The sequence below is a fragment of the Curtobacterium sp. PhB137 genome (genome assembly GCF_003814955.1).
Taxonomy (GTDB): Bacteria; Actinomycetota; Actinomycetes; order Actinomycetales; family Microbacteriaceae; genus Curtobacterium.
Genome location: NZ_RKQO01000004.1, coordinates 1,115,080 through 1,140,276, shown reverse-complemented (window position 1 = coordinate 1,140,276; position 25,197 = coordinate 1,115,080). Strand labels below are relative to the sequence as shown.

The following is a 25,197-nucleotide window of genomic DNA, read 5'->3' as shown; positions in this document are numbered from 1 at the left end:
CGAGGTCAGTCGTCGACCGGTGACTCCTGCTCGCGCCGGAACCGCTCGACCTCGGCATCGACCTGCCGCCGCGAGAACCGCTTCGCCACGACGATCCCCCACGTCACACCGACCGCGGTGAGCACGGCCCCGAGGACGATCCCCTCGATGCGAAGGTCACCGTCGCCCCGGTTCGGCACGATGGCACCGACCAGCAAGCTCACCCCGATGACCGTGATCGTCGACAGCACGAACGTGGCGACGGGGCTGCCCAGGCGCGGACGGCCAGTCGGCAGTGACCAGCCCGAGGTCGCGAGCACGAACCAGCCGACGAGGACCCCGGCGCTCACCGGGAACCACTGCCCCAGCAGGAGCAGCAGCACGAGCGACAGCACGAACCCGCCGGCGCACCAGCGCCACCACCGGTTCCGGTCCCGCCGCTGCTGCCCGGCCACGTCGTCGTTCCCCATGTCTCGACCGTAGCCCAGCGACTCCGCCTCAGAGCGCCCGCGAGAAGCAGACCGACTCGGGGTCCTCGCGGTACGGCCCGAACGGCTGGATCCGCACGAACCCGTTCCGGACGAGCAGCGCGGCCGCGTGCGGCTGCAGCACCCCCATCTCCGCCACGACCGCCGGTGCCTGCAGCTCTTCGGCCTGCGCGAGCAGTTCGAGCACCAGCAGGTCGCCGACGCCCTGCCCGCGGGAGTCCGGTCGGACGAACAGCCGGCGGATCTCGAAGACCCCGTCCCCCGCGGCGCTGAGCGATCCGGTTCCGAGCGCCAGGCCCGAGGGGTCGCGGGCGATGACGTGCACGGCGGCGGTCGCCCCGGTGAGCGGCCGTCCGGTGTCGGCGGACCGCCCGTAGATCCGGTCGACCTCGATCCGGGCCGCGGCGCGCAGCCGGACGGCGTCCTCGAGGTCGAAGGGCTCGGCCGCGACCGAGATCGTCAGGTGCTGCATGTGCTGTGCGTTCCTCGCCGGCACGGCGTCGTCGCGGTGCCACGTGGGTGGTCGGTGTGCGTGCCGCCGCTCGAACCCGAATCGAGCGGCGGCACGGTGGGTGCGCTTCCGCTCGAACCCGAATCGAGCGGTCTCGCATGCAGACGGCTGCGTCTGCCCTCGGACGCCCTAGCGTCCGTGGTCTGTGGTGGGTCTGGGTCAGCCCACGAGGTCTGGGTCAGCCCACGAGGTCTGGGTCAGCCCACGAGGGTCCGGGTCAGCTCACCAGGTCGAGGTCCCAGACGGGCGCGACGTAGGTCCGCGACCATCCTTCGCGCAGGCGGGTCACGGCCCGGTCGAAGGACTCCAGCAGGTCCATCTCCGGCCGCACCATCGACTGCAGCTGCAGCCCCTCGTAGGTCGCGAGCAGCTGCTCGGAACCACGTGCGGGCTCCATGGTCCGCGGCTCCCGGCCGAGCAGGATGTCCCGCTCGAGGGAGTGCTGCACGAACGCGTGGAACCGTCGCCAGCGGGAGTGCAGCATCGGCGCCAGCGGGTGCTCCGGCGAGGCGGCGATGTTCAGGCTGGCGGTGAGGAACCGCATGAGCGACGGGTCGGCGATGTTGGCGGTGACGATCGCACGCAGGAACGGCACGGTGCCGTGCTGTTCGGCGAGCGGCATGAGCGGCGTGGTGCGCTGGTCGTTCCAGCGGTCGATCGTCGCCAGGAGCAGGCCGTCCCAGCTCGGGAACGTCTGGTCGACGACGTCGACCGACTCTCCGGCCTCGGCCGCGACGACGGCCGGGTTCACCTCGTGCAGCGGGCGGGCCCGGAGCGCGCGGATCATCCCCTCGACGACCGTCGAGCGGAGCGACGCCGGATCCGGCGTTTCGATGTGCATGCATTCACCACACCAGGCACACGCGTCCCGCCAAAGCCCCCGAACGGGTCCTGTTCGCATATCGGACCAGCACGATCCGGTCACGGTGCTCCCGACGGAGCAGCGTGCGAGCGATACTCATCCCATGGGTTGGGGACGGATCGTGCCGGTCGTGGTGGTGGCCGTGCTCGCGAGCGGCGTGCTCGCGGGGTGCGGCGCCGATGGCCGGATCCAGGGGATCGGGCCGGGGACCTCCGTGAGCTCCTGCATCGACTACGTCCCCCTGACGGCGGCCGAGCGCCGGGACGCCGCCGACCTGGTCGTCGACGCCCGGGTCACGAGGACCGACCGCACGGTCGAGCTCGGCGGCGTCTACGACGTCCACGACGCCGAGGTCACGAAGGTCGCCAAGGGTGACGCCCCCGGCACCACCATCGAGGTCGTCAGCACGTCGGACAAGTGCACGACGAGCGGCGAACCCGTCGAGTACCTCGACGGCGACGTCCTCGCGGACGAGGGCCGCTTCCGCCTCTACCTGACGAAGGCCGACCCCGACGACGACGACAGCGTCTGGCAACTCGTCGTCCCCGGCGCCGCCGACCCGCTCGCCACCGGCTGACGCCGCCGGTACACCCCGGGCGTCATGCCCACGAGCGGCGTGAACTGGTCGATGAACTGACTCGTCGTCGCCCATCCGCACGCCGCCGCGACGTCGGTCACCGAGGCCCCGCCTGCAAGCAGGACGAGCGCCCGGTGCACCCGCAGCTGCAACCGCCACTGCCGGTATCCCATCCCGGTCTCCTGCCGGAACAGGCGGCTGAGCGTCCGCTCGCCCACGCCGACCTCGCGCGCCAGCTCGCCGAGTCCGCGCGGCCGGGTCAGGTCCCGTTCGACCTCGCGCACCACCTGCCGCAGCCGCGGATCCCGCGGCTGCGGCAGGTGCAGCGGCTGCTCCGGCGCGGACGCGAGCTCGTCCACGACGACCGCCCGCAGGTGCTCGATCGCCGTCTCGGAACGGCGAGCGTCCGTCGTCAACGCGAGCAGTGCCTCCCGGGCCAGCGCCGAGACGGCGAGCACCGCCGGACCGGACGGGAGGCCCGTGGCTGCGTCCGCCGACAGGAACACGACCCGCATGTCGGTCGCCCCGTGGGCCCGGTGCCGGTGTTCGGCACCGGCCGGCACCCACGCGACGCGGTTGGGCGGCGCGATCCACGCGCCGTCGTCGGTGATGAGCGACAGCACGCCGGAGGCGGCGTGCACCAGGTGACCGAGCGGGTGCGTGTGCGTCGGGACGGTCTCGGCGTGCGCGAAGGCGAAGGCGGCCTCGGTGCGCAGGTCGACGGTCCGCGCGTCGACCGGCACCTGGCTGGAATTCGACATCGGGCGGCAGTCTACGTGTTCCGGGCCGGTGGCGAGCAGTGGTGGGATCGACCCATGACCACCGCCTCGATCCCCGTCACGACCACCAGCCCGCGGCTCCTCGCCGGCTGGTACGTCGGCGCAGGCCTGCTGCTCATCGCGATCAACCTGCGGATGGGCGTGGCCTCGGTCGGGCCGGTGCTCGGGGCGATCGAGCGGTCGTTGGGGCTGTCCCCGTCGGCGGCGAGCCTGCTCACGACGATCCCGGTGTTCGCGTTCGGGGCGTTCGCGTTCCTGACCCCGGTGCTCAGTCGGCGCATCGGCCTGCACCGGCTGCTCGGCCTGACGATGGCGGTGCTGGCGATCGGCATCGCGCTCCGGCTCGAGCCGCACGGCTGGGCCCTCTACGGCGGCACGGTCCTGGCCGGAGCGGCGATCGCGGTGGCGAACGTCTGCATGCCGGCCGCGATCAAGAGCGACTTCGCACACCGGGTCGGGCTGATGATGGGCCTGTACTCGACGGCGCTGTTCCTCAGTGCGGCGATCGCCTCGGCGGCCGTCGTCCCGCTGATGGCCGTGTTCGCCGGGTCGTGGCGTCCGGCGCTGGCGTTCTGGGCGATCCCGGCGGCGATCGCGTTCGTGGTGTGGCTGCCGCGAGCGCTGCAGCGCCCGGACACCCCGACCCGTGCCACCGGCGCGGGTGCCGCCGACGAACCGACCTTCGCGCGGCTGCTCCGCGACCCCGTGGCGATCGCGGTGACCGGCTTCATGGGGCTGCAGAGCCTGTCGTACTACGCGTTCCTGACGTGGGTGCCGACCGTGCTGCAGGACGCCGGCGTCTCGGCACACACTGCCGGCCTGATGCTGGCCTACTCGAGCCTGCCGGGGATCCTGACCGGCATCACCGGGCCGGCGATCGCCCGACGCCTGCGCCCGACCTGGCTGCCGGTGCTCGTCGTCGTGGTGCTCTGCGCCGCCGGGTTCGCCGGACTCCTCGTCGCGCCGGCCGCGGGCGCCTGGGCGTGGATGACGCTGCTCGGCCTCGGGCAGGGCGGCGCGATCAGCCTGTCGCTGAGCTACATCGTGTGGCGCTCCCCCGATGCCCGGCACACCGCCCACGTGTCGACGATGGCGCAGGGCATCGGGTACCTGCTGGCGGGCCTCGGGCCGCTCGGTCTCGGCCTGCTGCACACCGCGACCGGGGGCTGGACCGTGCCGATCGTGGTGCTGCTCGTCCTGCTCGTGCTCCAGTTCGTGGCCGGTGCCGCTGCGAGCCGCGACCGTCACGTGCTCCGCCGGTAGCGCAGCGTCCTACGGCTCGGGGACCGCCACGATCCGGTTCTGGTACGCCCACACCACGGCCTGCAACCGCGACCGGACCCCGAGCTTCGGCAGCATCCGTGCCAGGTGCGACTTCACGGTCGAGACCTCGAGCACGAGTGCGACCGCGATCTCCTCGTTCGACATCCCCTGCGCGAGCAGCAGCAGGACCTCGCGTTCGCGGGCGGTGAGCACCCCGTCGGCCCGGTCCCCCGACACCGGCTGCAGGCTCCGCCGCGACACGAACTCGCGCAGCACCCGCCGCGTCAGGGCCTGGTCGAGCGTCCCGTTCCCCGCGGCGACCTGCCGCACGGCGTCGACGATGGTGTCCGGCTCGGCGTCCTTCAGCAGGAACCCGGAGGCACCGGCCTCGAGCGCCCCGAACACGTAGTCGTCCAGGTCGAACGTCGTGAGCATCAGCACCGGGATCGCCGGGTCGGCGTCGGGAGCGCAGAACAGCCGCGCGAGCTCGATGCCGTTCACCACCGGCATCCGGATGTCCAGGCAGGCGACGTCGGGCCGCAACGAGCGTGCCAGCGCGAGCGCCTCGCCGCCGTCGGCGGCCACGCCGACCACCTCGATGTCGGCCTCCGCGCCGAGCAGGGCGGACACCCCGGCACGGACCAGCGGCTGGTCGTCCGCCACCAGCACGCGGATCACGCGACCACTCCGCCACCGGCGGCGGCCTGCGCGGGTGCGGCAGGTGCCTCCCGTCCGAGCGCCAGCTCCACCAGCCATCCGCCGGTGGCGGTGGGACCGGTCTGGAGGCTCGCCCCCACCAGGTCCGCCCGCTCGCGCATCCCCCTCAGGCCGTTGCCGCCCGACGGTGAGGTCGGCGCTGCCGGAGCGGCAGCCGGTGCGTTCTCCACCCGGATCACCACCCGGGTCGGGTTGCGGTCGTCGACGGTGACCGTGCACGGGGCGGACGGGGCGTGCAGGGCGGCGTTGGCCAGCGCCTCCTGCACCGTCCGGTAGGCGGCGAGCTGCGCGAGCGGGCCGACGCCGTCGGCGAGCGCCGGCGCTCCGCGCGGGTGGTCGCCAGCGAGCACGTCGAGGCGCACGTCGCTGCGGAACCGGGCACGCTCGACCAGGTCGACGATGCCGGCGACCGTCTCGACCGCACGTTCGGCGGGGACGTCCTCGCGCAGCAGCCCGACCAGGCGGCGCAGGTCGTCGAGGACGGCGGTGCTCTGCTCCCGCACCTGACGGGCACCCTCGTGCGCGCGCTCCGGGTCGCTGTCGATCTGCCGGTCGATCACGGCGGCCATCAGGGCGATGCCGGACAGGTGGTGGGCGGCGATGTCGTGGAGTTCGCGGGCCATGGCGGCCCGTTCACGGGAGACCGCGGCGTCGACCAGGGCGTCCTGTTCACGGAAGACCGCGCTCGCCTCGGCAGTGCGGGCGGCGCGGACCTCGCGGCGGGACCGCACCAGCAGGGTGACCAGGAGCGGGAGCCCGACGGCGCCGATGGCCTGCAGGACGCCCTGCCCGAGTGCGCCGGACAGGACCGCGCTGCCGGCTGCCACCAGCGCGCCGGCGACCATCAGGGTCGGCCACAGGCGTGCGAGCGGGACACGGAGGGCGGCGAGGACCACGGCGACGACCACCGGCAGGGCGGTGAGACCGAACAGGTCGAGCGACTGCGGAGCGAGCGCGGCGACCAGCACCGGCAGCGCGGACACCGCGACCAGCACGGTGCGCGGTGCTCGACGGGCGGCGAGCAGGGCTGCGGACTGGACCAGCAGGCCGATCGCCAGGACGGTCCACGCGGCGGTGAACGGTGCCGGCACCCGCAGGGCCAGGGCGGGGCCGTCCGGCTCGAGGGCGTCGAGCGGCGGCAGGCCGAGCAACAGGCCGAGGGCCACGACGGCCGTGCCGAGCGCGACGAGCACGTCGACGCGGCGGTCGCGGGTGCGCGGGTCGCCGTCGCGCGACGTGCGCGTGCGCGGGTCAGCGGAGGCCATCGTGTGATCCTACGAGGCGGGTGCGGGCGGGGACCGGGGCGTCGATCGGCAGCGCGCGGCGAGCCGGGTCGTAGCCCAGGCGGCCGCGGGTCACGACGAGCAGCACGGCGGCCGCGACGGTCGAGGTGATGGTCAGGCCGAGCATCAGCGTGCCGGCGGTCATGCTCGGGTACATCTCCGGGAACAGCGTCGAGATCGTGTTGTTCACGCCGACGTGCAGCAGCAGGGCCAGGGGCAGACTCTCGCCGGTCTTGTTGAACACCTGGATCATCACGACGTTGAACGTGATCGTGAACAGGGCGAAGACCACGGGCTCGCTCCAGTGTGCGTTCGGCCACCCGCCCCAGTCGCTCAGGTAGAGCGGCATGTGCCAGAGCGCCCAGATCGGACCGAGGATCGCAGCGGCTCCGAGCCCGCCGAAGCGGTGCTGCAGCCGGGGCAGGGCGAAGTCGCGCCAGCCGGGCTCCTCGCTCAGGCCGGTCGAGAACAGCTGGATGAGCAGCCCGGGCACCAGGGCGGCGAACGCCAGCGCCGAGGGAGCACGCACGTCACCGCCGGCGAAGGGCAGCGCGGACGCGACGATCACGGCCGGCACGACGACGAGCGCCAGGGTGTACCAGTACCAGGCGACCCGCCAGCGGAACAGCCGGCCGACCCAGCGACGGAGGCCCGGACGGCCGTCGGCGACCGCGGTGACGATGAACGCGCCGCCCAACGGGCCGAGCAGCGCCCCGGGCAGCACGCCGGTGAACTGCGCGGAGCCGAGGACCTCGGGGAAGTGCAGGTCCCACACGCCCAGGCCGTGCGGCGACAGGATGTACGGGATCCACGCCAGCCAGCTCAGGCCGAGTGCCAGGGTGAAGAAGGACACGAGCGGGTGCCGGGCGATGACGCCGCTGACTCCCCCGCGCTCCTGCGGAGTGGTGCCGGCGGTGGGCCGGACTTCGGTGGTGTTCGTCATGCACACGACGCTAGGAACTGCGGCGTCGCGGGACGACCGGCGCAGGGATGCACCTGCCGGACTTGCATCGAAGGATGCAGGTGGTGGCGGTGCGGCGGCGGCTGCCGCCTGGTGCGAGGTTGATCACTCCGTGCGCGGACAGAGCCCTGCACCGAGTGGTCAACCTCGCACCAGGCGCAGCGCGGCGGCTGCCGCAGCGCGGTGTCAGGCGCAGCGCGGCGTCAGCGCAGCGCGGCCCGGAGGGCGTCGGCGATCAGCGCGAGCGCGGCGTCGATCTCGTCGGCGACCCGAGCGTGGGTCGCCTCGGACCGGCGGTAAGGGTCGTCGACGTCGTCGTCCGCGGGGTCGGCCGGCGGCGGGACGGTGCCGCGCAGGCGTGCGACCCGTTCGACCAGGGCCTCGGGCGAGTGCACGTCGGCCAGGTCACCGGGCTCGAGCCCCGCGAGCACCCGCGCGAACTGCTTGATGGTGAACGCCCGCTTCGTCGCCCGGGGTGCGAGCGACACCACGGCCGCGCGGTGCGACCGTTCGGCCGTCAGCACCAGGTTGGCCTCCTCGACGATCGCGGCCGTCAGGTAGCGCGAGCCGTGCCCCGACGGGTCACCGCCGAGCCGGACGGACTGTGCCGCGGCGGCGCCGTCCATCGCGGCACCGTCGTCGGCGATGGTGCCGGCGGACTCGACCACGAACGCCGCAGCGTCCGGGCCGAGTCGCGCCGTCAGGACCTGCGCGCCGAGCGGTGAACGACAGATGTTGCCGCTGCAGACGAACAGGACCCGCATCGTCAGGCGCCGGCGCCGAGCAGGTCGTGCCGGACGACGATGGCGTCGCGGCCCGGACCGACACCGATCGCGGAGATCCGCGCGCCGGACATCGCCTCGACCGCGAGCACGTAGTCCTGCGCGTTCTTCGGCAGGTCGTCGAACGAGCGGGCGCCGGTGATGTCCTCGGTCCAGCCGGGGAACTCCTCATAGACGGGCTTCGCGTGGTGGAAGTCCGACTGGTTCACGGGGACCTCGTCCACGCGGACGCCGTCGACCTCGTACGCGACGCAGACGGGGATCGTCTCGAGCCCGGTCAGCACGTCGAGCTTGGTCAGCACGAAGTCGGTCACGCCGTTGATGCGCGCGGTGTACCGGGCGATCGGGGCGTCGTACCAACCACAGCGGCGCGGACGGCCCGTGGTGGTGCCGAACTCGAAGCCGTTGGCGCGCAGGAACTCGCCGGACTCGTCGAAGAGCTCGGTCGGGAACGGACCGGCACCGACGCGGGTCGTGTACGCCTTGACGATGCCGATGATGCGCTCGAGCTTGCCCGGGCCGATGCCGGAACCGGTCGCTGCGCCACCGGCGGTCGCCGACGACGACGTCACGAACGGGTAGGTGCCGTGGTCGACGTCGAGCATGGTCGCCTGACCGGCCTCGAACAGGACGGTGTCGCCGCGCTCCAGTGCCCGGTGGATCTCGAGGGCGGTGTCCGCGACCATCGGGCGCAGTCGCTCGGCGTAGGACAGCAGCGACTCGACCACTTCTTCGGCGTCGATCGCGCGGCGGTTGAAGACCTTGACGAGCAGGTGGTTCTTCTGGTCGAGGGCCGCTTCGACCTTCTGCCGCAGGATGTTCTCGTCGAAGATGTCCTGGACGCGGATGCCGACGCGGTTGATCTTGTCGGCGTAGGACGGGCCGATGCCGCGACCGGTGGTGCCGATCTGGCGCTTGCCGAGGAACCGCTCCGTCACCTTGTCGATGGTGCGGTGGTAGTGCGTGATGAGGTGGGCGTTCGCCGACACGAGCAGCTTCGAGGTGTCGACGCCGCGGGCCTTCAGCGCGTCGAGTTCCTGGAACAGCACCTCGAGGTCGACGACCACGCCGTTGCCGATGATCGGCGTGACGCCGGGCGTGAGGATGCCGGAGGGCAGCAGGTGCAGCGCGTACTTCTCGCCGCCGACGACGACGGTGTGGCCGGCGTTGTTGCCGCCGTTGAACTTCACGACGTAGTCGATGCGGGAGCCGAGGAGGTCGGTGGCCTTCCCCTTGCCCTCGTCGCCCCACTGGGCTCCGATGATGACTGCTGCGGGCATCTGGTTCTCCTCACGTTGGCGGAGGACCTCACGCGACCAGGCGGGCCGGTGGTCCACCCGAGTCTATCGGCTGGTCACTCGCGCGCCACCCATCGGACACGGTCGCCCGCACCGTCGCCGCGTCGGTGAATTGTCCTCATTACGCGTCGGTGCATGCCGAACGTCCCCACAAGGGGGGACAAATAGTTCCAGGCCGGAACATCTCGGGAAGCACGACGTATCGTGCACCGCGACGTCGGTTTCCCTGTCGGCGTCACGTCGGAGTCCAACCCACTCCGTTCAGCCAGCGCGAGATTCGCGTGAGCACCACCGGACGCTGCAACGCGCCCGGATGCATCAGAACAGTCGTGCCCTCATGCAGCACGGAAAGAAGAGTTCGACGATGAACAAGGCTCTCTGGAGCAAGAAGGCGCTCGCGCTCCCCGCGTGCGCCGCGATCGTGATCGGTGGCGTCACCTTCGCCGCCGCCCCCGCGATGGCCGACCCGGCCGACCTGTCCATCACCAGCCAGTCGGTCTCCGGCCGCGTGCTGACCGTGAGCGGCACCGGCACCCCCGGTGAGAACATCCAGCTCGACGAGGACTTCCGCAACACCCGCCAGGAGATCCCGGCGAGCGGCACCTGGACGATCTCGTACACGATCCCCGGTACGGACACGACTGCGCAGACGTACACGTTCGAGCAGCTCAAGGGCCTGAACCAGGACGGCTCGGTGACGGTCACCGCCGCCCCCGAAGCCACGGACAAGCCCTTCGCCGTCACGTCGCAGTCGGTCTCCGGCCGCACGCTGACGGTCTCCGGCACCGGCGCAGTCGGCAACACCGTCAACTTCGACGCGGGGTTCCCGGTGCAGCGCACCGCCATCAAGGACGACGGCACCTGGACCATCTCGTACGAGATCCCGGGCACCGACACCGACGAGCACACCTACACGATCAACGAGCAGCGCGCGAACCTGTCGACGGTCGAGTCGCTGACCGTGACCGCTCGTGCGGAAGCTGCCGTCCTGCCCTTCGCCGTCACGTCGCAGTCGGTCTCCGGCCGCACGCTGACGGTCTCCGGTACCGGCGCCGTCGGCAACACGGTGAACTTCGACGTGGGCTACCCCGTCCGCCGCACCCCGATCTCCGACGACGGCACCTGGACGATCTCGTACGAGATCCCGGGCACCGACACCGACGAGCACACCTACACGATCAACGAGCAGCGCGCGAACCTGTCGACGGTCGACTCCGTCACCGTCACGGCTCGCGCCGAAGCCGCGGTTGCGGACTTCAACTTCTCGCTGACCAGCCCGACCGACGGCGACACCGTCGACTCGCGCACCGTGACTTTCACCGGGACCGGCGCCGTGGGCGACACCGTGAACGTGCTGGACACCGATGGCAACCGCGCTGCTCCGCAGACGATCGTGGACGCCGACGGCAACTGGTCCACCACGGGCACCTTCTCGGACTCGGCTGCTGTCGAGCAGGACCTGAGTGTCAACCAGGTCGGTGGCGGCCAGGGCCAGGGCAACATCGAGTTCTCGATCACGCTGCCCGCCGTGGCAGCGGCCCCCGGTGACGGTGGCGACGAGGGCACGACCCCGGGTGACGGCGGCGACGAGGGCACCACCCCCGTCGACGGCGGCGACCAGGGCGCGACCCCCGGCACCGGCACCGGCACCGGCACCGAGACCGGCGCTGGCGCCGCTCCGGCCGTCGGCCGCACCCCGGCCGTGGGTGCACTCCCGGTCGTCAGCGGCTGACACCGGAACCATCCACCGAGCGGGGGCGCGACGGATCGTCGCGTCCCCGTTCGCCGTCCCGACCCGGAATCCGCACATGCACGCAACCCGCTCAGCTCGCCTCGTCCTCGCCGTCGCCGCCGGAGTGCTGCTCTCGCTCGGCCTGGCGTCCTGCCACGCTGATCCCGCCCCGACCGCTGCGAGCAGCACGGGTACCGCCACGGCGACCCCGACGGCGTCCGCCGCGCCCTACCGCGCACCGTCGACGAAGACGGTTGCAGCACTCCCCGAGGCCCGGTACGACGCGGTCATCGGCGGGCTCCTGCCCTCGTACGACCCTGACGTCCCGAAGGCCGCAGGACACGCGTACACGATCCAGCGCGACGCGCCGCTCTACGGCGACGACCGCACCGAGCCGGTCGCGAGACTCGCAGCCGAGAACTTCCTCGGCGACCCCACCGTCGTCGTCCCGCTGCGGTTCCAGGGCGACTGGGCCCTCGTCATGACCCCGAGCCGACAGGCACTGCCGTCAACTGCACCGGGCGGCGCTCCAGCGCAGACCGCCGGCTGGATGCGCCGCGACCTGCTGCACCAGGGCGACGCGCTCGACGACCACGTCGTCATCTCCGTCGGTGACCAGACCGTGTTGATCGTCGCTGCGAGCGGCAAGGTCGTGCACGAGTTCCCGGCCGGCGTCGGTGCCGGGGACACTCCGACCCCGACCGGTGTCGTCGGCTACATCCAGGCGAGGTACCTGGATCCCGCCCAGGACCAGACGGTGCACCAGATCAACCTGACGACGCTGCACTCCGCAGCGGCGGACGAGCCGTTCGGCGGTGACGACGGCGGGCTCATCGGCGTGCACTACGAATCCGTCGCCCGCGGAGCGGTGTCCCACGGGTGCGTCCGCCTCGACGGTGATGCCGTCGATGCGATCAACGCACTCCCGCTCGGCACCGTCGTGCAGATGGTCGCGTAGTCACCGGTACCGCGACCTCTCGTCCGGACCACACAGGCTGTGTGGACGCTCGGTGGCTCCGGAGCACCGTCGTACCGGTCAGATCCACCATCGGAAGGAGCACGACATGAGTGACCTCGGTGACAAGGCCAAGGACTTCGCGAACAGTGACAAGGGCGAGCAGGCGTCCGACGCCGGCCTCGACAAGGCAGGCGACGCGGCCGACAAGGCGACCGGCGGCGGCCACGGCGACCAGATCGACAAGGCCCAGCAGGCGGCTGACGACAAGGTCGGCGAGTAACGCCCGGTACGCACCCAGGTGACGGACGGAAGGCCCGGTGCCAGCTGGCACCGAGCCTCCCGTCCGTCCGTTTCGCACGCCGCGTGATCAGGCGCGGAAGAAGTCCTGGTACGACGGGTCGCCGACGGGCTGCGAGTAGCCGGGCTCGGCGAGACGCTGCTCGATCATCGCCTGGACGACGTCGGGCGGGGTGAGCCCCCGGCGGCGCCACTCGGTCGGGTTGGCCCGGAGCTGGCTCAGCGTGTTCTGCATGATGCAACCTTGGCACCCGATAACTAGTTTGTCTAACTACCTGTCCCGATTCCGCGTCTGCGGTCCGCCGGATCCCGTTCCGTGAACAGAAGATGTCGGGTCCGAACGCGGGACCCGACATCTTCTGCTCACCATGTGCGGCGCGCGGACGCGCTCGCGGCGACTACTTGCGCGACACCTTCGCGGTCGACTTGGACGTCGCGGTTCCGTCCTTGTAGCCCGAGGCGTGCGCGGTCACCTTGACGGAGAACTTGTGTCCCGCGTCGGACGTGCCGAGCTTGTACGTCGCACCGGTGGCCTTCTTCACGACCTTGCCGTCGCGGAGCCACTGGTACTTGTACGTCGCCTTCGTCGTGCTCCACTTGCCGTGGTTCGCCGACAGCTTCGAGCCGACCTTCGCCGTCCCGCTGACCGTCACCTTGCTGCCCGCGGCGAGCGCGAGCGTGGGCGGGGTAACCGAGATGGTCGACGTGCCGGCCTGCTTGCCCGACGCGTTGCCGAGGTGCAGGAGCAGCACGGTGGCCTTCGTGACACCCGACGCTCGGGTGACCCGGAGGGCGCCGGAGTCGGCGAACAGGACGCCGGTGCTGCGGCCCTGCGCGAAGGAAAGTGCCGGCTTCGACGGGTCGAACGAGGCGCTCTTCGTCTCGTCCACCACGGAGGAGCCCGTGGTCGCGGCACCCGGGGCGTACGCCGACTCGGTCAGGACCGAGTAGGTGAACTTGCCCTTCGCGCCGATCAGCGCACCCGTGGTCGTGAGCACCTTCACCGAGCTGTCGAAGGTGTTGACGTCCTGGCCGGGTGCCCCGCCGTTCAGCGGCTGGACGTCGACGACCGGGTCGACGTCCGGGTCGTCCGACGCGGCCTTGGCCAGGTCGATCGTCGTCGCGAACGTCGCGTCCACCGCGGCGGACTTGGCGTTGTAGACCAGGTAGTCGGGCTCGCCGTCACGGTTCGTGTCGATGAGCACCTCGACGTTGGTCACGGCGCCGGGGTTGGCGTCGGGACCGGCCGTCTGGATGCCGAACGCGATCGTGTCCGAGGCCTTGTCGTAGCTCGCGCCGTAGGAGCGGATGTCCGCTGCCTGCAGCGAGCGCTTCGCCGAGCCCGCCGGGAACGACTCGACCGGGTCGGTCCCGCCGAGTACGAACGGTGCGACGGCGGCGTGGTAGCCGGTCGTCAGGCCGCCCTGGTCGACCGTGCGCCCCTTGAGCGTCAGGTCGGCCGACTTGCCCGGGCCGGTGAAGGCGACGGTGGAGCGACCCTGCACGGAGCTGACGGGCTTCGGTGCGAGGTACGCACCGACGCGCAGCGGCACCGCGGTCGTGTCGGTCGGCGTGAACGCCACGATGCCCGAGGCGGCGGTGACGAACTCGCGCTGGTAGCCCTGCTGCACCGACTCCTGGGTGGGGTCGATGACGCGGCGGAGCTTCGTCGGGTCGGCGATCGTGAAGGTGAGCTTCACCGTCGCGGTGCGGTTCGCCGGAACGGTGACACGCTTCGTGTTGAGCGCGAACGTCACGCCGGGCTGCGACACCTGCGGCTGGTAGGCCACGTCGTAGGTGTGCGCGACGCCGTCGGTGTTCGCGATCTGGAGGGTGCGGCTCTCGGTCGTCGCGCTCGAGACCTCGACGACACCGAACGAGGCGGTGACGAGCAGGTCGTTCTCGACGCTCCGCACGGTGGTGCCGGCGGTCACGGCCTGCAGGGCGTCGACGCGGCCGGTGCCCTGCCGGAGCAGGGTCGCCGATCGGGAGCCGTCCTTGACGTCGTGCGTCGCCGTGTTCATGAGCGCCGCCTTGACCTGCGGTGCGCTCCACTCCGGGTGCGCCTGGAAGGTCAGCGCCGCGATGCCCGCGACGTCCGGCGTGGCCATCGAGGTGCCGCTCATCGACATGCGGCCGTCACCGGTGCCGTTGGCCGCCGAGATCACGTTGACCCCGGGGCCGGCGATGTCCGGCTTGACGATGTCGTTGAACGACCCGTGGACGCCCCGGCTGGTGAACCCGGCGAGCGTGTTCACGGCCTCCGGGTCGGTGGCGAGTTCGAAGCCCTTGAGCTCGTCCGCGAAGCGCACGTGCAGGGTCCCCGCCTTGGCAGCTGCCTGGAGGCTCGTGGCGGCGTCCAGCGTCAGCTCGGCTCCGGGGATGGTCGCGTTTCCGGCGATGCCCGAGTCGAAGGTGTTGATCGTGCCCGCGAGCAGGACGCCGATGCCGCCGGCGGCCTGGACGTTGTTGAAGCGCACGCCGGAGCCGCACTCGAGCGCGCCGTCCGTCCACTTCAGCCAGACGACCTTGCCCGCGATCTTCGCGGCGTCGGCGGCGCTGAACGCGGCGCAGCCGTCGATGTTGCTGGTCGGGACGACGACGTCACCCTCGACCGGCAGGGTTCCCGTGAAGTTCTGCGAGTACTGCGACCGGTAGGTCTTCGCGACGTTCGCGGGGGCCGTGGCCTGCACGCCGTCGTAGAGCGACTGACCGGTGGCGCTCGCGGCGACGGTGAGCGCGCCCTCGGCGTTGCCCGGCGAGCCACCGATGTCGGTGAAGTCGTCGGCGTTGCCCGAGGCGATCACGGGAAGGACCCCGCGTGCGGTCAGCGCGTCGATCTTGGCGTTGTCGGGGTCGTCCGGTGCGCCGTAGTCGGAGCCGAGCGACAGGTTCAGGACGTTGATGTCCTTGCCCTCGGTGAGCGCCTGGCCCACCCAGTCGAGCGCGGCGCCCGTGACGTCGGTCGAACCGCCGCCGTCACCGAACACCTTGAGGGCGTAGAGGCCGGCCTCGGGCGCGGTGCCCGGACCGATCCACATGTCCTGCACCTGCTGCGTGGTGAGCTTGGTGTAGTCGCCGTCGAACTGCTGCTTGTCGGCGGTCAGGCCGTAGCCCGCGATCGAACCGGACACGTGCGTGCCGTGGTCGCCACCCTTGCCGTCGATGGGGTTGTCGTCCGGAGCCGGCACCGGGTCGTAGGCCGGGTCGGTCGGGTCGGCGTTGTAGGTCGCACCGGCGAAGTCGTACCCGCCGAGGAACTTCGACGCGTCGTACAGGCTGGGGTCCGGGGCGCCGGAGCTCGCGTTCGCCAGGGCCTGCTGGTAGGCCGCGGTGGTGCCGGGTCCGCCGAAGTCGGCCTGCGTGTAGTCCAGGCCGGTGTCGAGGACGGCGACGTTGACGTCCTTGCCGGTGTGGCCGGTCTGCTGCCAGGCGTTGAGCGAGCGCGTGTAGACGTCGCTCGCGGCGTTCTTCGGCGAGACGCCGTCGGCGCCCGGCTTCACGAGGCTCGGGTCCACACCGGACGGTGCGGCGCTCGCGTCGGCGTTGACCGTCGGCTCGACGATCTTCTTCGGCGTGAGCGGGATGATGCTCTCGACGTCGGAACGCTTCGCGATGTCCTGCAGCGCGGAGACGTCGGCGACGACCGCGACACCGGGGACGGTGTACTCGGTCGAGTAGAGCTCGGTGGAGTCGGCGTCGGCGCGCTTCACGGCGGCGCGGACGGCCGCGGTGGTCGACTCGATCGCCTTGACGCGGCTCTTCGCTGCCGAGGACTGCGTCTTCGACTTGGTCAGGTCACCGCCCTTCGCGTTCGCGTCCACCTCGAGGGCACCCTGGCCGGTCGTGCGCACGAAGGCGGCGACGGTCTTGGTGGGCTTGGCGTCGCGCAGTGGTGCGGAGAGCTTCAGGTCGGCCACCGACACCCCGGCAGGAGCTGCGGAGGCCGCGCCCCCGACTGCGAGGCCGCCGCACGTCAGGGCCACGGCGGCGATGCCGGCGGTCAGGACGCGTGCGATGCGATGGGAGTTCGGGGTCGGGTTCGGGTCGTGGTTCGGTGTTGCACGGTTCAAAGAGGGCACTCCAGGCTCAGTCCGTGGTTCGCATGAGATTGCTGTGAAGTTATGCGCTTACATTCAGAAAGGGCAGTCCGCACTTTGGGGGACACCCCCGTTCGAGGGCCGGTCTTCCTGTTAAGTTGCACACATGTGTGCACGTTATTACGATGGGGTCCGTGACCACTGCTCCCCACCCCGCACGCGCACCCCGCCGCGACGCGACCGAGAACCGGGCAGCCCTCCTCGACGCAGCACGGACCTGCCTGCAGCGCGATCCGGACGCCTCCATCGAGACGATCGCCGCCGCCGCGGGACTCTCGCGCCGCGCGGTGTACGGACATTTCCCGTCACGTGACGACCTCGTTCGCGAGGTCGTGACGTCCGGTGCCGCTCGCATCGCCGCGGCCATGCCGACCACCTCGGACCTGCAGGAGCTGCCGCCGGCCGCCCGGCTCGCCGCGATCGCGGTGACGCTCTGGACCGAGGTCTCGCACGTCCGGTCCATGGCCCGGGTCGCGGTGCGCAGCCCGTTCGCCGAGCCCGTCGCCGAGGTGTTCGCACCCCTGCGCGCCCAGGTCCGCCAGGCGTGCACGCTCGGGATCGCCGAGGGCGCCATGCGCGACGACGTCGACCCCGCCACCCTCGGGCGTCTGGTCGAGGGCGCGTGCATCGCCGTCCTCGACGAGGCGACCCGGTCGGGCACCCCGGACGAGGCCGGACGGCGCATGGTGGTGCTGTCGGCGCTCGGCATGGCCGGCATCGACTGGCGCACCGCACTGCTGTCCGAACCCGCGGCCCCGGCCACCGGCTCCGCTGTCTCCCCCGTGAAGGACCCCGCATGACGCTCGAACTCGACCACGTCGGCATCGGCGAGGAGCCCGGCGCGGCACTGCCCGTCGTCTCCGCCGTCGCCGCGCCCGGACACCCCGGGGTCGTCGCCGTCGAGACCGAGCAGGCCCCCGTGCTCGCCTCGCTCGTCGCCGGCGGCCGGATGCAGCCCGACACCGGGCGGCTGCTGCTCGACGGGCACGAGGACGCCGCCGCCGTGCGCCGCGCCTTCGCCCTCGTCGACACCCCGGGCGTCGCCGAGCCCTTCCCCGTGATGGCCGTCAAGCAGATCGTGCGCGAGGAGCTCGCGTTCGCCGCCCAGCGCCCCTCGCGCGACCACGTCGACACCGTGCTCGAGGAGCTCGGCCTGCGGCACTACTCGGACACCCCGGTCCAGCGGGTGCCGACCGCCGTGCGCGTGCGACTGCTCGTCGAGCTCGCCCTGCTCCGCGACGGCGTCACCGGGCTCGTCGTCACCTCGCCCGAGCGGCACGGCGGCGCCGTCGAGGAGTGGTTCGCGGTCCTCCGCGACGTCGCACGACGCGGCGTGACCGTCGTGCTCGTCACCTCGAAGGCCGCAGCCGCGACCGTCGAGACGCTGCTCGACACGACCGAAACCGTCCAGACGCACGACGACGCCGCGACGCACGTCGCGCTCCAGACCGAGGGTCCCGACGACGCGGCCCTGTCCGGCGGAACCGAGCCGGGCCTCCCGTCCGGCCCTTCCGTCACCGCAGAATCCGCAACCGTCCCGACGGAGGCAACCCCGTGACCACCACCTCGCTCGTCCGCGCCGAACTGGCGCGACTCACCGCGACCCCGCTCGCACGGCTGGCGTTCATCGCCCTGATGATCGTGCCGCTGCTGTACGGCGGCGCGTACCTGTGGGCGAACCGCGACCCGTACGCCAAGCTCGACCAGATCCCGGCGGCGATCGTGAACCTCGACGCCGGCGCCACCCTCGACGGCGACCACGTCGACTACGGCACCGACGTCACCAAGGAGGCGATCGACGGCGCCGACTTCAAGTGGACGAAGACCAGCGCCGCCGACGCCCGCTCCGGTGTGCGGAACGGCACCTACGACTTCGTGGTCACGATCCCGCACGACTTCTCCGAGCACCTGGTGTCCGCGCAGTCGGACGACCCGACGCAGGCGAAGCTCGTCATGACGACGGCCGACACGAACTCGTACCTGGCCTCGACCATCGCGGAGCAGGCGGGCAAGACCATGCGCACGGCCGTCGCCGAGCGCGTCGGCAAGCAGGCGGCGAAGACCCTGCTCGTCGGGCTCGCTGACGTCCGCGACAGCCTGGGCGACGCCGTCGACGGGGCCGACCAGCTCGCCTCCGGCACCGCGAAGGCGGACTCGGGGGCCCGCAAGCTGGCGGACGGTACGGGCAAGTTGTCGTCCGGAGCGGCGGGGCTCGCGTCCGGTACGGCGTCGTTGCCGTCCCAGACCGCGCAGCTGGACAGCGGGGCGCAGCAGGTTGCCTCGGGTGCTTCCACGCTCGCCTCCGGGCTGGCGAGTGCGCAGCAGCAGACGGCGGCGCTGCCGTCGCAGACGCAGCAGTTGGACAGTGGGACGCAGCAGCTGCAGACCGGGCTGCACCAGCTCCGTGACCAGACGTCGACCCTGCCTGCGGACTCGGCGACGCTCGCGGCCGGTGCATCGAAGGTCGCCAGCGGCAACGCCGACCTCGCCGACAAGGCCGCACCGTTCATCGCGGGTGTCCAGCAGCTCTCTGCGCAGTCGCCGGAACTCGTCGCGTCGCTGAAGCCCGTCGTACAGGCGTCCACGGTGCTCACCGCTGACCAGAAGACCAAGCTGCTCGCCGGGCTCGACAACCTGCAGACCGGCAGTGCCAATCTCGGCACCGGTGCCGGAGCGCTGTCCGGCAACCTGCAGAAGCTCAAGACCGGCAGCGCGCAGGTGTCCGCCGGAGCATCGCAGCTCGCCGAGAAGGCTCCGTCGCTGACGAGTGGCATCCAGCAGCTCTCCGACGGCTCGGACACGCTCGCCGCCGGGACGTCGAAGCTGGCTGCAGCGGCGCCGACGTTGACCTCGGGCATCTCGTCGGCGGCGGACGGGGCGTCGACGCTCGCAACGGGTGCCTCGAAGGTCGCAGACGGTACGTCTGCGCTCGCGACCGCCGCACCCACGCTGTCGTCAGGTGCTTCGTCACTCGCCACGGGCGCAGCGTCCGCCGACAAGGGTGCTTCGTCGCTCGTCTCCGGCTTGGACAAGCTCAAGACCGGGTCGTCGAAGCTCGCCGCGTCGCTCGACGAGGGCCGCACGAAGATCCCCGCCTCGAACGCGTCGGAGCGCGAGTCGCAGGCCTCGGTCATCTCCGACCCGGTGAAGGTCGGGGACGACAACGTCGCCGCGGCGTCGAACTACGGCGCCGGCCTCGCGCCGTTCTTCATCTCGCTCGCGGCCTGGATCGGCATGTACGCGCTGTTCCTCATCCTCAAGCCGATCTCGAAGCGGGCGATCACCGCGGTGCGGAAGCCCCTCGCGGTGGTGTTCGGCGGCTGGCTGACCCCGGCGCTGCTCGGCCTGGTGCAGATGGTCGCGCTGTTCTTCATCGTGCGGTTCGCCCTCGACCTCAACGTGGTGCACGTCGGCGGCACGATCGGGATCATGGTGCTCGCCTCGGCGACGTTCGCGGCGGTCATCATGGCGCTCAACGTGCTGCTCGGGTCGGTGGGACAGTTCCTCGGCCTGGTGCTCATGCTCGTGCAGCTCGTCACCGCCGGCGGCACGTTCCCGTGGCAGACGCTGCCCGGACCGTTGGCAGCGCTGCACTTCGCGCTGCCGATGACGTACTCGGTCGACGCGATCCGGCAGACGATGTACGGCGGGAACCTCGGCGCCGCGTGGTCCGACGCGGGCGTGCTGCTCTGCTGGCTGCTCGGGGCGCTGCTCGTGTCCTTCGTGGTCACGGCGCGGCAGACCCGCTCCCGCACGCTGCGCGACCTGCGCCCGAGCCTGATCGGGTAGCGGGGGCGCGGGGCGGGCGCCGGCAGCGTCGCGCGCCCCGCGTTCGCCGAGTGAGCAGAAGACGACGAGTGGCCCGAGGCGACCCGTCGTCTTCTGCTCACTCGGTGCGACCGGAGCGAGGAGCGAGACGAGTCCGATGCGCAAGCAGCTCCCTCAGGTGGTCGACGGCGCCGGACACGTGCACGCCCAGGTCCGACTTCGTCCACCGCACGACCGCCCAGCCGAGCCGCTCCATCTCGCGGTAGCGCCGCAGATCACGACCCCACTGCTCGGCGTCGGTCCGGTGCTGGTCCCCCTCGTACTCGATGACGATGCGCTGCTCCGGGTACGCCATGTCGACGCGCCCCACGAACCGCCCTGCCTCGTCGAGCACGTCGACCTGCAGCTCCGGCTCGGGCAATCCGGCGCGCACGATCGTCAGTCGCGCCCGGGTCTCCTGCGGTGAGCCAGCACCGACCCGCACGAGTTCGAGTGCCGTCCGCAGCTTGCGGACGCCACGGCGGGTGCCGGCTGCGGCGAGCGCGACGGCGAGGTCGCCCGGAGTCGTCGCACAGCGGCGCTCGGTGACGATCGCGTCGCCGAGCACGACCAGCTCGTCGGCGTCGAGCATCGCGCCGCACTCGACCCAGACCGCGTCAGGCGCGCTCGCCGGCATGCCGCGACGAAGTCGGACCGACGCGCGCTCTGCCGCGATGCGGTGCCCGACCACCCCGCTCCGACGGGCTTGGGTCTGCGGCAGCACGCTCGTGATGTGGACCGGATCGTCGTCAGAGCACATGATCGGGAGCCCCCACAGGACTGCGGCCGACAGGTGGCTGATGAACTGGCCAGGCAACAGGACCGGTCGCAGTGCCTGGATTCGCTGGACTTGGTCCGGCTGACGGTCACGCGCCCAGCGGATGGACCGCGTCGGGCAGACGAGGTCTCGGCGCTGGAGCCGTTCACGCGGAACACCCGCACGGTCAGCGGCTCCGACGTCGAACGCTCGCCCGCGGAGCGATGGCGGAAGTGCGCGTGGTTGCATGCGCACCACGCTCGCGCCCCGCGCCCCGCCTCCGCAGGCCGAACGTTTGTTCTGTGCACAACGCACACCGCGCCTCCCGTGTGGAGGACTCGCACCGCGCACCGAGTGAGCAGAAGAAGACGGGTGAGCATCCAGCACCCGTCGTCTTCTGCTCACTCGACGCACCGAACGGAACCCCGCCGCCCGCTACGATCGACGGACGAACCAACGGAGGTCGAAGCGCATCATGGGAGACGGCAAACCCGCGACCATCTACGACGTCGCCGCGCGCGCCGGGGTCTCGAAGTCCCTCGTCTCCCTGGTGCTGCAGCGCTCCCCCCGGGTCAGTGACCAGCGCCGGGCCGCCGTGCTCACGGCGATCCAGGAGCTCGACTACCGGCCCTCCACCGCCGCGGTGTCCCTCGCCGGCACCCGCAGCCGCACCGTCGGCGTGGTCCTCGACGACTTCCGGAACCAGTGGTTCGTCGACCTGCTCACCGGGCTGCGCGAGGCCCTGCAGGACCAGGGTCACCGTCTGGTCGTCGCGGACCGGTTCCTGAACACGGGGCTCGACGCCTCGCCGGTCGAGGGCTTCCTGTCCATGCGCGTCGAGGGCATCGTCATCGCCGGCGAACCCGACACCGACCTGGCGATCCCGGCCTCGATGCCGGTCGTCATCGCCGGCGGGCGCGTGTCGATCCCCCGCGCGGACACCGTGGCGAACGACGACCGGGCCGGCGGCGGGATGGCGGCGGAGCACCTGCTCGCGCTGGGCCACACGCGGCTCGGCTTCGTGGGGGCGAGTTCGGCGGCATCGAAGGAACGCCGCGCCGGGTTCGAGGCAACCGTCGCGGCCAGTGCGGGTGCAAGTCCCGCCGTCGTGGTCCTGCCCGGCGAACCCACCGAAGAGGCCGGATCCCGCGCCCTCGGCGCCCTGCTCGACGAGCACCCCGACGTCACCGCGGTGTTCGCCGCCAACGACGTGATGGCCCTCGGCGCACTGTCCGAACTCGCCGAACGCGGACTCCGGGTCCCCGAGGACGTCTCCGTCATCGGCTACGACGACACCCCCGTCGCCGCCACGCGCTACGTCGGCCTGACGAGCATCGACGACCGCAGCGTGGAGATCGGCCGCGGCGCCGGCGAGCGCCTGCTCGCCCGCATCGCCGACCCGGGGCTGGCCGCCACCGAGTCCCTGGTCGAGCCCCGCCTGGTCGCTCGCCGCACGACCGCCCCGCGCTGACGCGGCTGCCGGGAGGCCCGTCCCGCGTCCGTCACGCCCGCTTCGTGAGCAGAAATGGTCGGGTCCAGGGCCCGTACCCGACCATTTCTGCTCACCAAGCGCACGCGCGCCGCCGCGCGCGCCGCGGGCGCGCCGCGCCGCGCCGCGCTACGCGAGCAGCCCGAGCGACCGGCCCTGCTCGACGGCCTCGCGGCGCGTCGAGACCCCGAGCTTCCGGTACACGCTCCGCACCTGGGTCTTCACGGTGTTGACCGACACGTGCAGCTCCGACGCGATCTCCGGCACGCTGTCCGGTGCCGCGAGCAGCCCGAGCACGACGGACTCCCGCTCCGACAGCACCACCGACACGTCGGGCCCGGGCAGCACGGACCGCAGCCGACCGATCGAGGCGAAGAGCTCCCGCGCCCGCTCGTCCTCGGCGACCTCGAGCAGCTGCAGCACGTCGTCCCGCGGAGGCGTGAGCAGCTCGCCGCGCATGCCGTACCGGTCGAACAGGTCGATCGCCTCGCGGAAGGCCGCGACCGCCCCGAGCACGTCCCCGGTCCGCCGCAGTGCGACGGCGCGCAGCAGCACGAGCAGCGCGGTCGTCCTCGCCTCGTAGCCGCCGAGCACGGCCACCGCGGTGACGATCTCCAGCGCGCGCTCCGGTTCGGCGCGGGCGAGTGCGACGCCCATGTGCTCGGCGGCGTTCCAGCCGCGCACCGGCCCGAGCGCGTCGAGTCCCCGTTCGGCGTGCTGCAGCTGACCGGCGGCGAGCTGCAGCCGCACCCGGGCGCGACCGAGGAGCCGGGCGCCGACTCCCCCGGCGGTGCTCCGCAGCCGGTACCGCAGCACCTCGGCGTCGTGGGCGGCGAGCTGGTCGGCGGGCGGGACCCGGCCGGCGATGGTGGTGGCGCGCGCCCGCAGTGTCAGGACGATGGGCCAGTGCTCGAACGCGCCGAACAGCGGGTCGACGCGGTGCAGCAACGCGAGCACCGTGTCGGTGTCGCCGTCCTCGAGGGCGACGACGGCACTCGCGAGCGTCCCGGTGGGCAGGTCGAGTGCGCCGTCGTGGGCGAGCAAGCGTCGTGCGACGTCGACCTCGCCGGCCAGGGCGTGCACGAGGGCGGTGAGGCCGTCGACGGCGGCCCGCTGCAGGACGCCGTCGGGGCCGTCCACCGGTTCGATCGTCGCCAGGGTGGCGAGCGCCGTCTCGACGTCGCCGTCCGCCAGCGCGGTCGCGGCGAGCTGCTGCAGGACGAACGGGAGGCGCGGTGCCAGCCGGTCGGCGGCCGTCGCGTCGAGCGCGTGCAACCGTTCCCGGACCGTGGTCGCGACCGCGCGTGCGCCGGCGTCGTCGCCGGTGATCCGCCGTGCCTGGCTCTCGACGGCGCCGAGGAAGACCGCCTCGGCGGGGTGCGCGCTGCCCATGGCCGCGGCGACCGACGGCACGATCGCGGCGTTCACCCGTGATGCCCTGGCGTGGTGCCGGTCGGCAGCGGACTCGGCGCGGGCGATCGCGGCGAGCACGACGGGGTGCCGTGCTGCACGTCGGGGCCGGATGGGGTCGAGGAGCCGTGCGATCGCGGGCGCACCGGGGCCGGTCAGGCGGGTCCAGGACGTGGTGAGCACGTCGGAGAGCAGGTCGAGGTCGTCGAGCTGCACGGCGGCGTCGACGGCCGTGACGGTGTCGTCGTGGGTGATGGCCCAGGCGGCGGCGCGGCGGACGACCTCGCGGTGTCGTTCGGGGTGCCGGATCGTCCCGGCGGCTCGCAACGCCCGTGCGACGGCGTCGAACCAGGTGAACGCGGAACCCGCACCGGCACGCGACCCGGAGCCCGCCGAGCCCAGTGCGCCGAGCCCGGCCGCGGCCGCAGCCCGGTACGCCGACGCGGGGTCGTCCACCGGCCCGACGCCGAGTTCGGTCAGGAACGCGATCGGCGCCGACTGCACGACGGCGGCGTGTTCGCTGAAGGTCAGCAGTCCGGGGTCGTCGATCGTGTCGATCCACGCGGCGGTCGCGTGGTCGACGGCGCCGTGGAACCGGGTGCCGAGGTCGACGGGCGGCCGGTCCTCGGCGGCGACGGCACCGGCTGCGGCCGCGAGCACCCCGACCAGACCGCCGACGCCCTCGACCGTCCGGGCGACGACCACGGGGGCGACGACCACGCCGACGGCCCGGCCGAGCAGGGTGGCGGTCTCGGTGGCGTCGAACGCCAGGTCCCCGGCACCGAGGACCACGGCGCCGGTGTCGTCCGCGATCTGCTCGAGTGTGGGCCCCGCGGCACCGGCGAGCAGCACCGGCACGTGCGATGCCTGGTCCAGGAGCGCCCGGATGCCGTCGACGCCGAACAGGTGCGCGTCGTCGACCACCAGGACGGCGTCGGCTTCGGGGCGGTCCGGCCGCAGCCCGACGGCGACGGCCCGCGTGGTCGATCCGGTCCATTCCCGGACGAGCGTCGTCACCCCGGAGGACGGCGGCCCGGACACCACCACGGGACGTCCGGCACGCAGCGCGGCCTCGATCCGGGCGACGAGTCGCGGCCGTCCGATCTCCGGGGTCGGCGCACGCCGGACGCCGCTCACGGGAGCGGTG

Annotated in this window: 22 protein-coding genes; 9 read left to right on the top strand and 13 right to left on the bottom strand. The window is 72.2% G+C overall.

Annotated elements, in window-relative coordinates:
• Window positions 1–5: 5 nt before the first annotated feature.
• The 3 genes from EDF28_RS05860 to EDF28_RS05850 form a co-directional block, all read right to left on the bottom strand.
• On the bottom strand, window positions 6–449 hold the full coding sequence (locus EDF28_RS05860) for a hypothetical protein (protein ID WP_123937480.1): 444 nt from the start codon (window positions 447–449) through the stop codon (window positions 6–8).
• A gap of 28 nt (window positions 450–477) precedes the next feature.
• A complete protein-coding gene (locus tag EDF28_RS05855; protein ID WP_123937479.1) occupies window positions 478–939 on the bottom strand; it encodes a GNAT family N-acetyltransferase in 462 nt (153 codons plus the stop codon).
• A gap of 256 nt (window positions 940–1,195) precedes the next feature.
• Window positions 1,196–1,819: a TetR/AcrR family transcriptional regulator gene (locus EDF28_RS05850; protein WP_123937478.1), complete on the bottom strand. Its 624-nt coding sequence runs from the start codon at window positions 1,817–1,819 to the stop codon at window positions 1,196–1,198.
• A 124-nt stretch (window positions 1,820–1,943) separates the two neighbouring features.
• On the opposite strand from EDF28_RS05850, the gene EDF28_RS05845 reads away from it, so the two are divergent.
• Window positions 1,944–2,417, top strand: a complete 474-nt coding sequence (locus tag EDF28_RS05845) for a hypothetical protein (protein WP_123937477.1) — start codon at window positions 1,944–1,946, stop codon at window positions 2,415–2,417.
• On the opposite strand, the gene EDF28_RS05840 is transcribed toward EDF28_RS05845, so the two are convergent.
• A complete protein-coding gene (locus EDF28_RS05840; protein WP_123937476.1) occupies window positions 2,330–3,178 on the bottom strand; it encodes a helix-turn-helix domain-containing protein in 849 nt (282 codons plus the stop codon). The genes EDF28_RS05845 and EDF28_RS05840 overlap by 88 nt on opposite strands.
• 54 nt (window positions 3,179–3,232) lie before the next feature.
• On the opposite strand from EDF28_RS05840, the gene EDF28_RS05835 reads away from it, so the two are divergent.
• On the top strand, window positions 3,233–4,459 hold the full coding sequence (locus tag EDF28_RS05835; RefSeq protein ID WP_123937475.1) for an MFS transporter: 1,227 nt from the start codon (window positions 3,233–3,235) through the stop codon (window positions 4,457–4,459).
• A 9-nt stretch (window positions 4,460–4,468) separates the two neighbouring features.
• On the opposite strand, the gene EDF28_RS05830 is transcribed toward EDF28_RS05835, so the two are convergent.
• The 5 genes from EDF28_RS05830 to EDF28_RS05810 all read right to left on the bottom strand — a co-directional run bounded on the left by EDF28_RS05830 (window position 4,469) and on the right by EDF28_RS05810 (window position 9,482).
• The gene (locus EDF28_RS05830; protein ID WP_123937474.1) at window positions 4,469–5,137 is read right to left on the bottom strand and encodes a response regulator transcription factor; all 669 of its coding nucleotides are present in this window, start codon (window positions 5,135–5,137) and stop codon (window positions 4,469–4,471) included.
• Window positions 5,134–6,441, bottom strand: a complete 1,308-nt coding sequence (locus tag EDF28_RS05825; protein WP_123937473.1) for a sensor histidine kinase — start codon at window positions 6,439–6,441, stop codon at window positions 5,134–5,136. Before EDF28_RS05825 ends, EDF28_RS05830 begins: the two co-directional genes overlap by 4 nt.
• Window positions 6,428–7,402, bottom strand: coding sequence for a CPBP family intramembrane glutamic endopeptidase (locus EDF28_RS05820; protein WP_123937472.1), 975 nt, complete (start codon window positions 7,400–7,402; stop codon window positions 6,428–6,430). The genes EDF28_RS05825 and EDF28_RS05820 overlap by 14 nt, the downstream gene beginning before the upstream one ends.
• Before the next feature lie 221 nt (window positions 7,403–7,623).
• On the bottom strand, window positions 7,624–8,184 hold the full coding sequence (locus tag EDF28_RS05815) for a low molecular weight phosphatase family protein (RefSeq protein ID WP_123937471.1): 561 nt from the start codon (window positions 8,182–8,184) through the stop codon (window positions 7,624–7,626).
• 2 nt (window positions 8,185–8,186) lie between these two features.
• Complete coding sequence (locus EDF28_RS05810) at window positions 8,187–9,482, bottom strand: adenylosuccinate synthase (RefSeq protein ID WP_111086193.1); 1,296 nt, start codon at window positions 9,480–9,482, stop codon at window positions 8,187–8,189.
• A gap of 382 nt (window positions 9,483–9,864) precedes the next feature.
• Here EDF28_RS05810 and EDF28_RS05805 point away from each other — a divergent pair, with 382 nt between their 5' ends.
• The 3 genes from EDF28_RS05805 (at window position 9,865) to EDF28_RS05795 (ending at window position 12,470) form a co-directional block, all read left to right on the top strand.
• Window positions 9,865–11,232, top strand: coding sequence for a hypothetical protein (locus EDF28_RS05805; protein ID WP_123937470.1), 1,368 nt, complete (start codon window positions 9,865–9,867; stop codon window positions 11,230–11,232).
• A 76-nt stretch (window positions 11,233–11,308) separates the two neighbouring features.
• Complete coding sequence (locus EDF28_RS05800; protein ID WP_123937469.1) at window positions 11,309–12,190, top strand: L,D-transpeptidase; 882 nt, start codon at window positions 11,309–11,311, stop codon at window positions 12,188–12,190.
• A gap of 106 nt (window positions 12,191–12,296) precedes the next feature.
• Window positions 12,297–12,470, top strand: coding sequence for an antitoxin (locus EDF28_RS05795; protein WP_123293590.1), 174 nt, complete (start codon window positions 12,297–12,299; stop codon window positions 12,468–12,470).
• A gap of 87 nt (window positions 12,471–12,557) precedes the next feature.
• On the opposite strand, the gene EDF28_RS19170 is transcribed toward EDF28_RS05795, so the two are convergent.
• A complete protein-coding gene (locus EDF28_RS19170) occupies window positions 12,558–12,722 on the bottom strand; it encodes a hypothetical protein (protein ID WP_159573348.1) in 165 nt (54 codons plus the stop codon).
• 163 nt (window positions 12,723–12,885) lie between these two features.
• Window positions 12,886–16,560, bottom strand: a complete 3,675-nt coding sequence (locus EDF28_RS05790) for a S8 family serine peptidase (RefSeq protein WP_185094143.1) — start codon at window positions 16,558–16,560, stop codon at window positions 12,886–12,888.
• 161 nt (window positions 16,561–16,721) lie between these two features.
• On the opposite strand from EDF28_RS05790, the gene EDF28_RS05785 reads away from it, so the two are divergent.
• Genes EDF28_RS05785 through EDF28_RS05775 form a run of 3 tightly spaced genes read left to right on the top strand, consistent with a single transcriptional unit; the run spans window position 16,722 to window position 20,376 of the window.
• Complete coding sequence (locus EDF28_RS05785; protein ID WP_123937467.1) at window positions 16,722–17,387, top strand: TetR/AcrR family transcriptional regulator; 666 nt, start codon at window positions 16,722–16,724, stop codon at window positions 17,385–17,387.
• Window positions 17,384–18,145 carry a hypothetical protein gene (locus EDF28_RS05780; RefSeq protein WP_123937466.1) on the top strand — a complete coding sequence of 254 codons (762 nt, stop codon included), beginning with the start codon at window positions 17,384–17,386 and terminating at the stop codon, window positions 18,143–18,145. The genes EDF28_RS05785 and EDF28_RS05780 overlap by 4 nt, the downstream gene beginning before the upstream one ends.
• Window positions 18,142–20,376, top strand: a complete 2,235-nt coding sequence (locus EDF28_RS05775; protein ID WP_123937465.1) for a YhgE/Pip family protein — start codon at window positions 18,142–18,144, stop codon at window positions 20,374–20,376. The genes EDF28_RS05780 and EDF28_RS05775 overlap by 4 nt, the downstream gene beginning before the upstream one ends.
• Before the next feature lie 97 nt (window positions 20,377–20,473).
• Here EDF28_RS05775 and EDF28_RS05770 read toward each other — a convergent pair whose 3' ends face one another.
• Entirely contained in the window at window positions 20,474–21,154 is a 681-nt protein-coding gene (locus tag EDF28_RS05770) for an endonuclease domain-containing protein (protein WP_173169786.1), read from the bottom strand.
• A 472-nt stretch (window positions 21,155–21,626) separates the two neighbouring features.
• On the opposite strand from EDF28_RS05770, the gene EDF28_RS05765 reads away from it, so the two are divergent.
• The gene (locus EDF28_RS05765) at window positions 21,627–22,622 is read left to right on the top strand and encodes a LacI family DNA-binding transcriptional regulator (protein WP_123937463.1); all 996 of its coding nucleotides are present in this window, start codon (window positions 21,627–21,629) and stop codon (window positions 22,620–22,622) included.
• Window positions 22,623–22,769: 147 nt separating this feature from the next.
• On the opposite strand, the gene EDF28_RS05760 is transcribed toward EDF28_RS05765, so the two are convergent.
• Window positions 22,770–25,187 carry a LuxR C-terminal-related transcriptional regulator gene (locus tag EDF28_RS05760; RefSeq protein ID WP_123937462.1) on the bottom strand — a complete coding sequence of 806 codons (2,418 nt, stop codon included), beginning with the start codon at window positions 25,185–25,187 and terminating at the stop codon, window positions 22,770–22,772.
• Window positions 25,188–25,197: the final 10 nt, after the last annotated feature.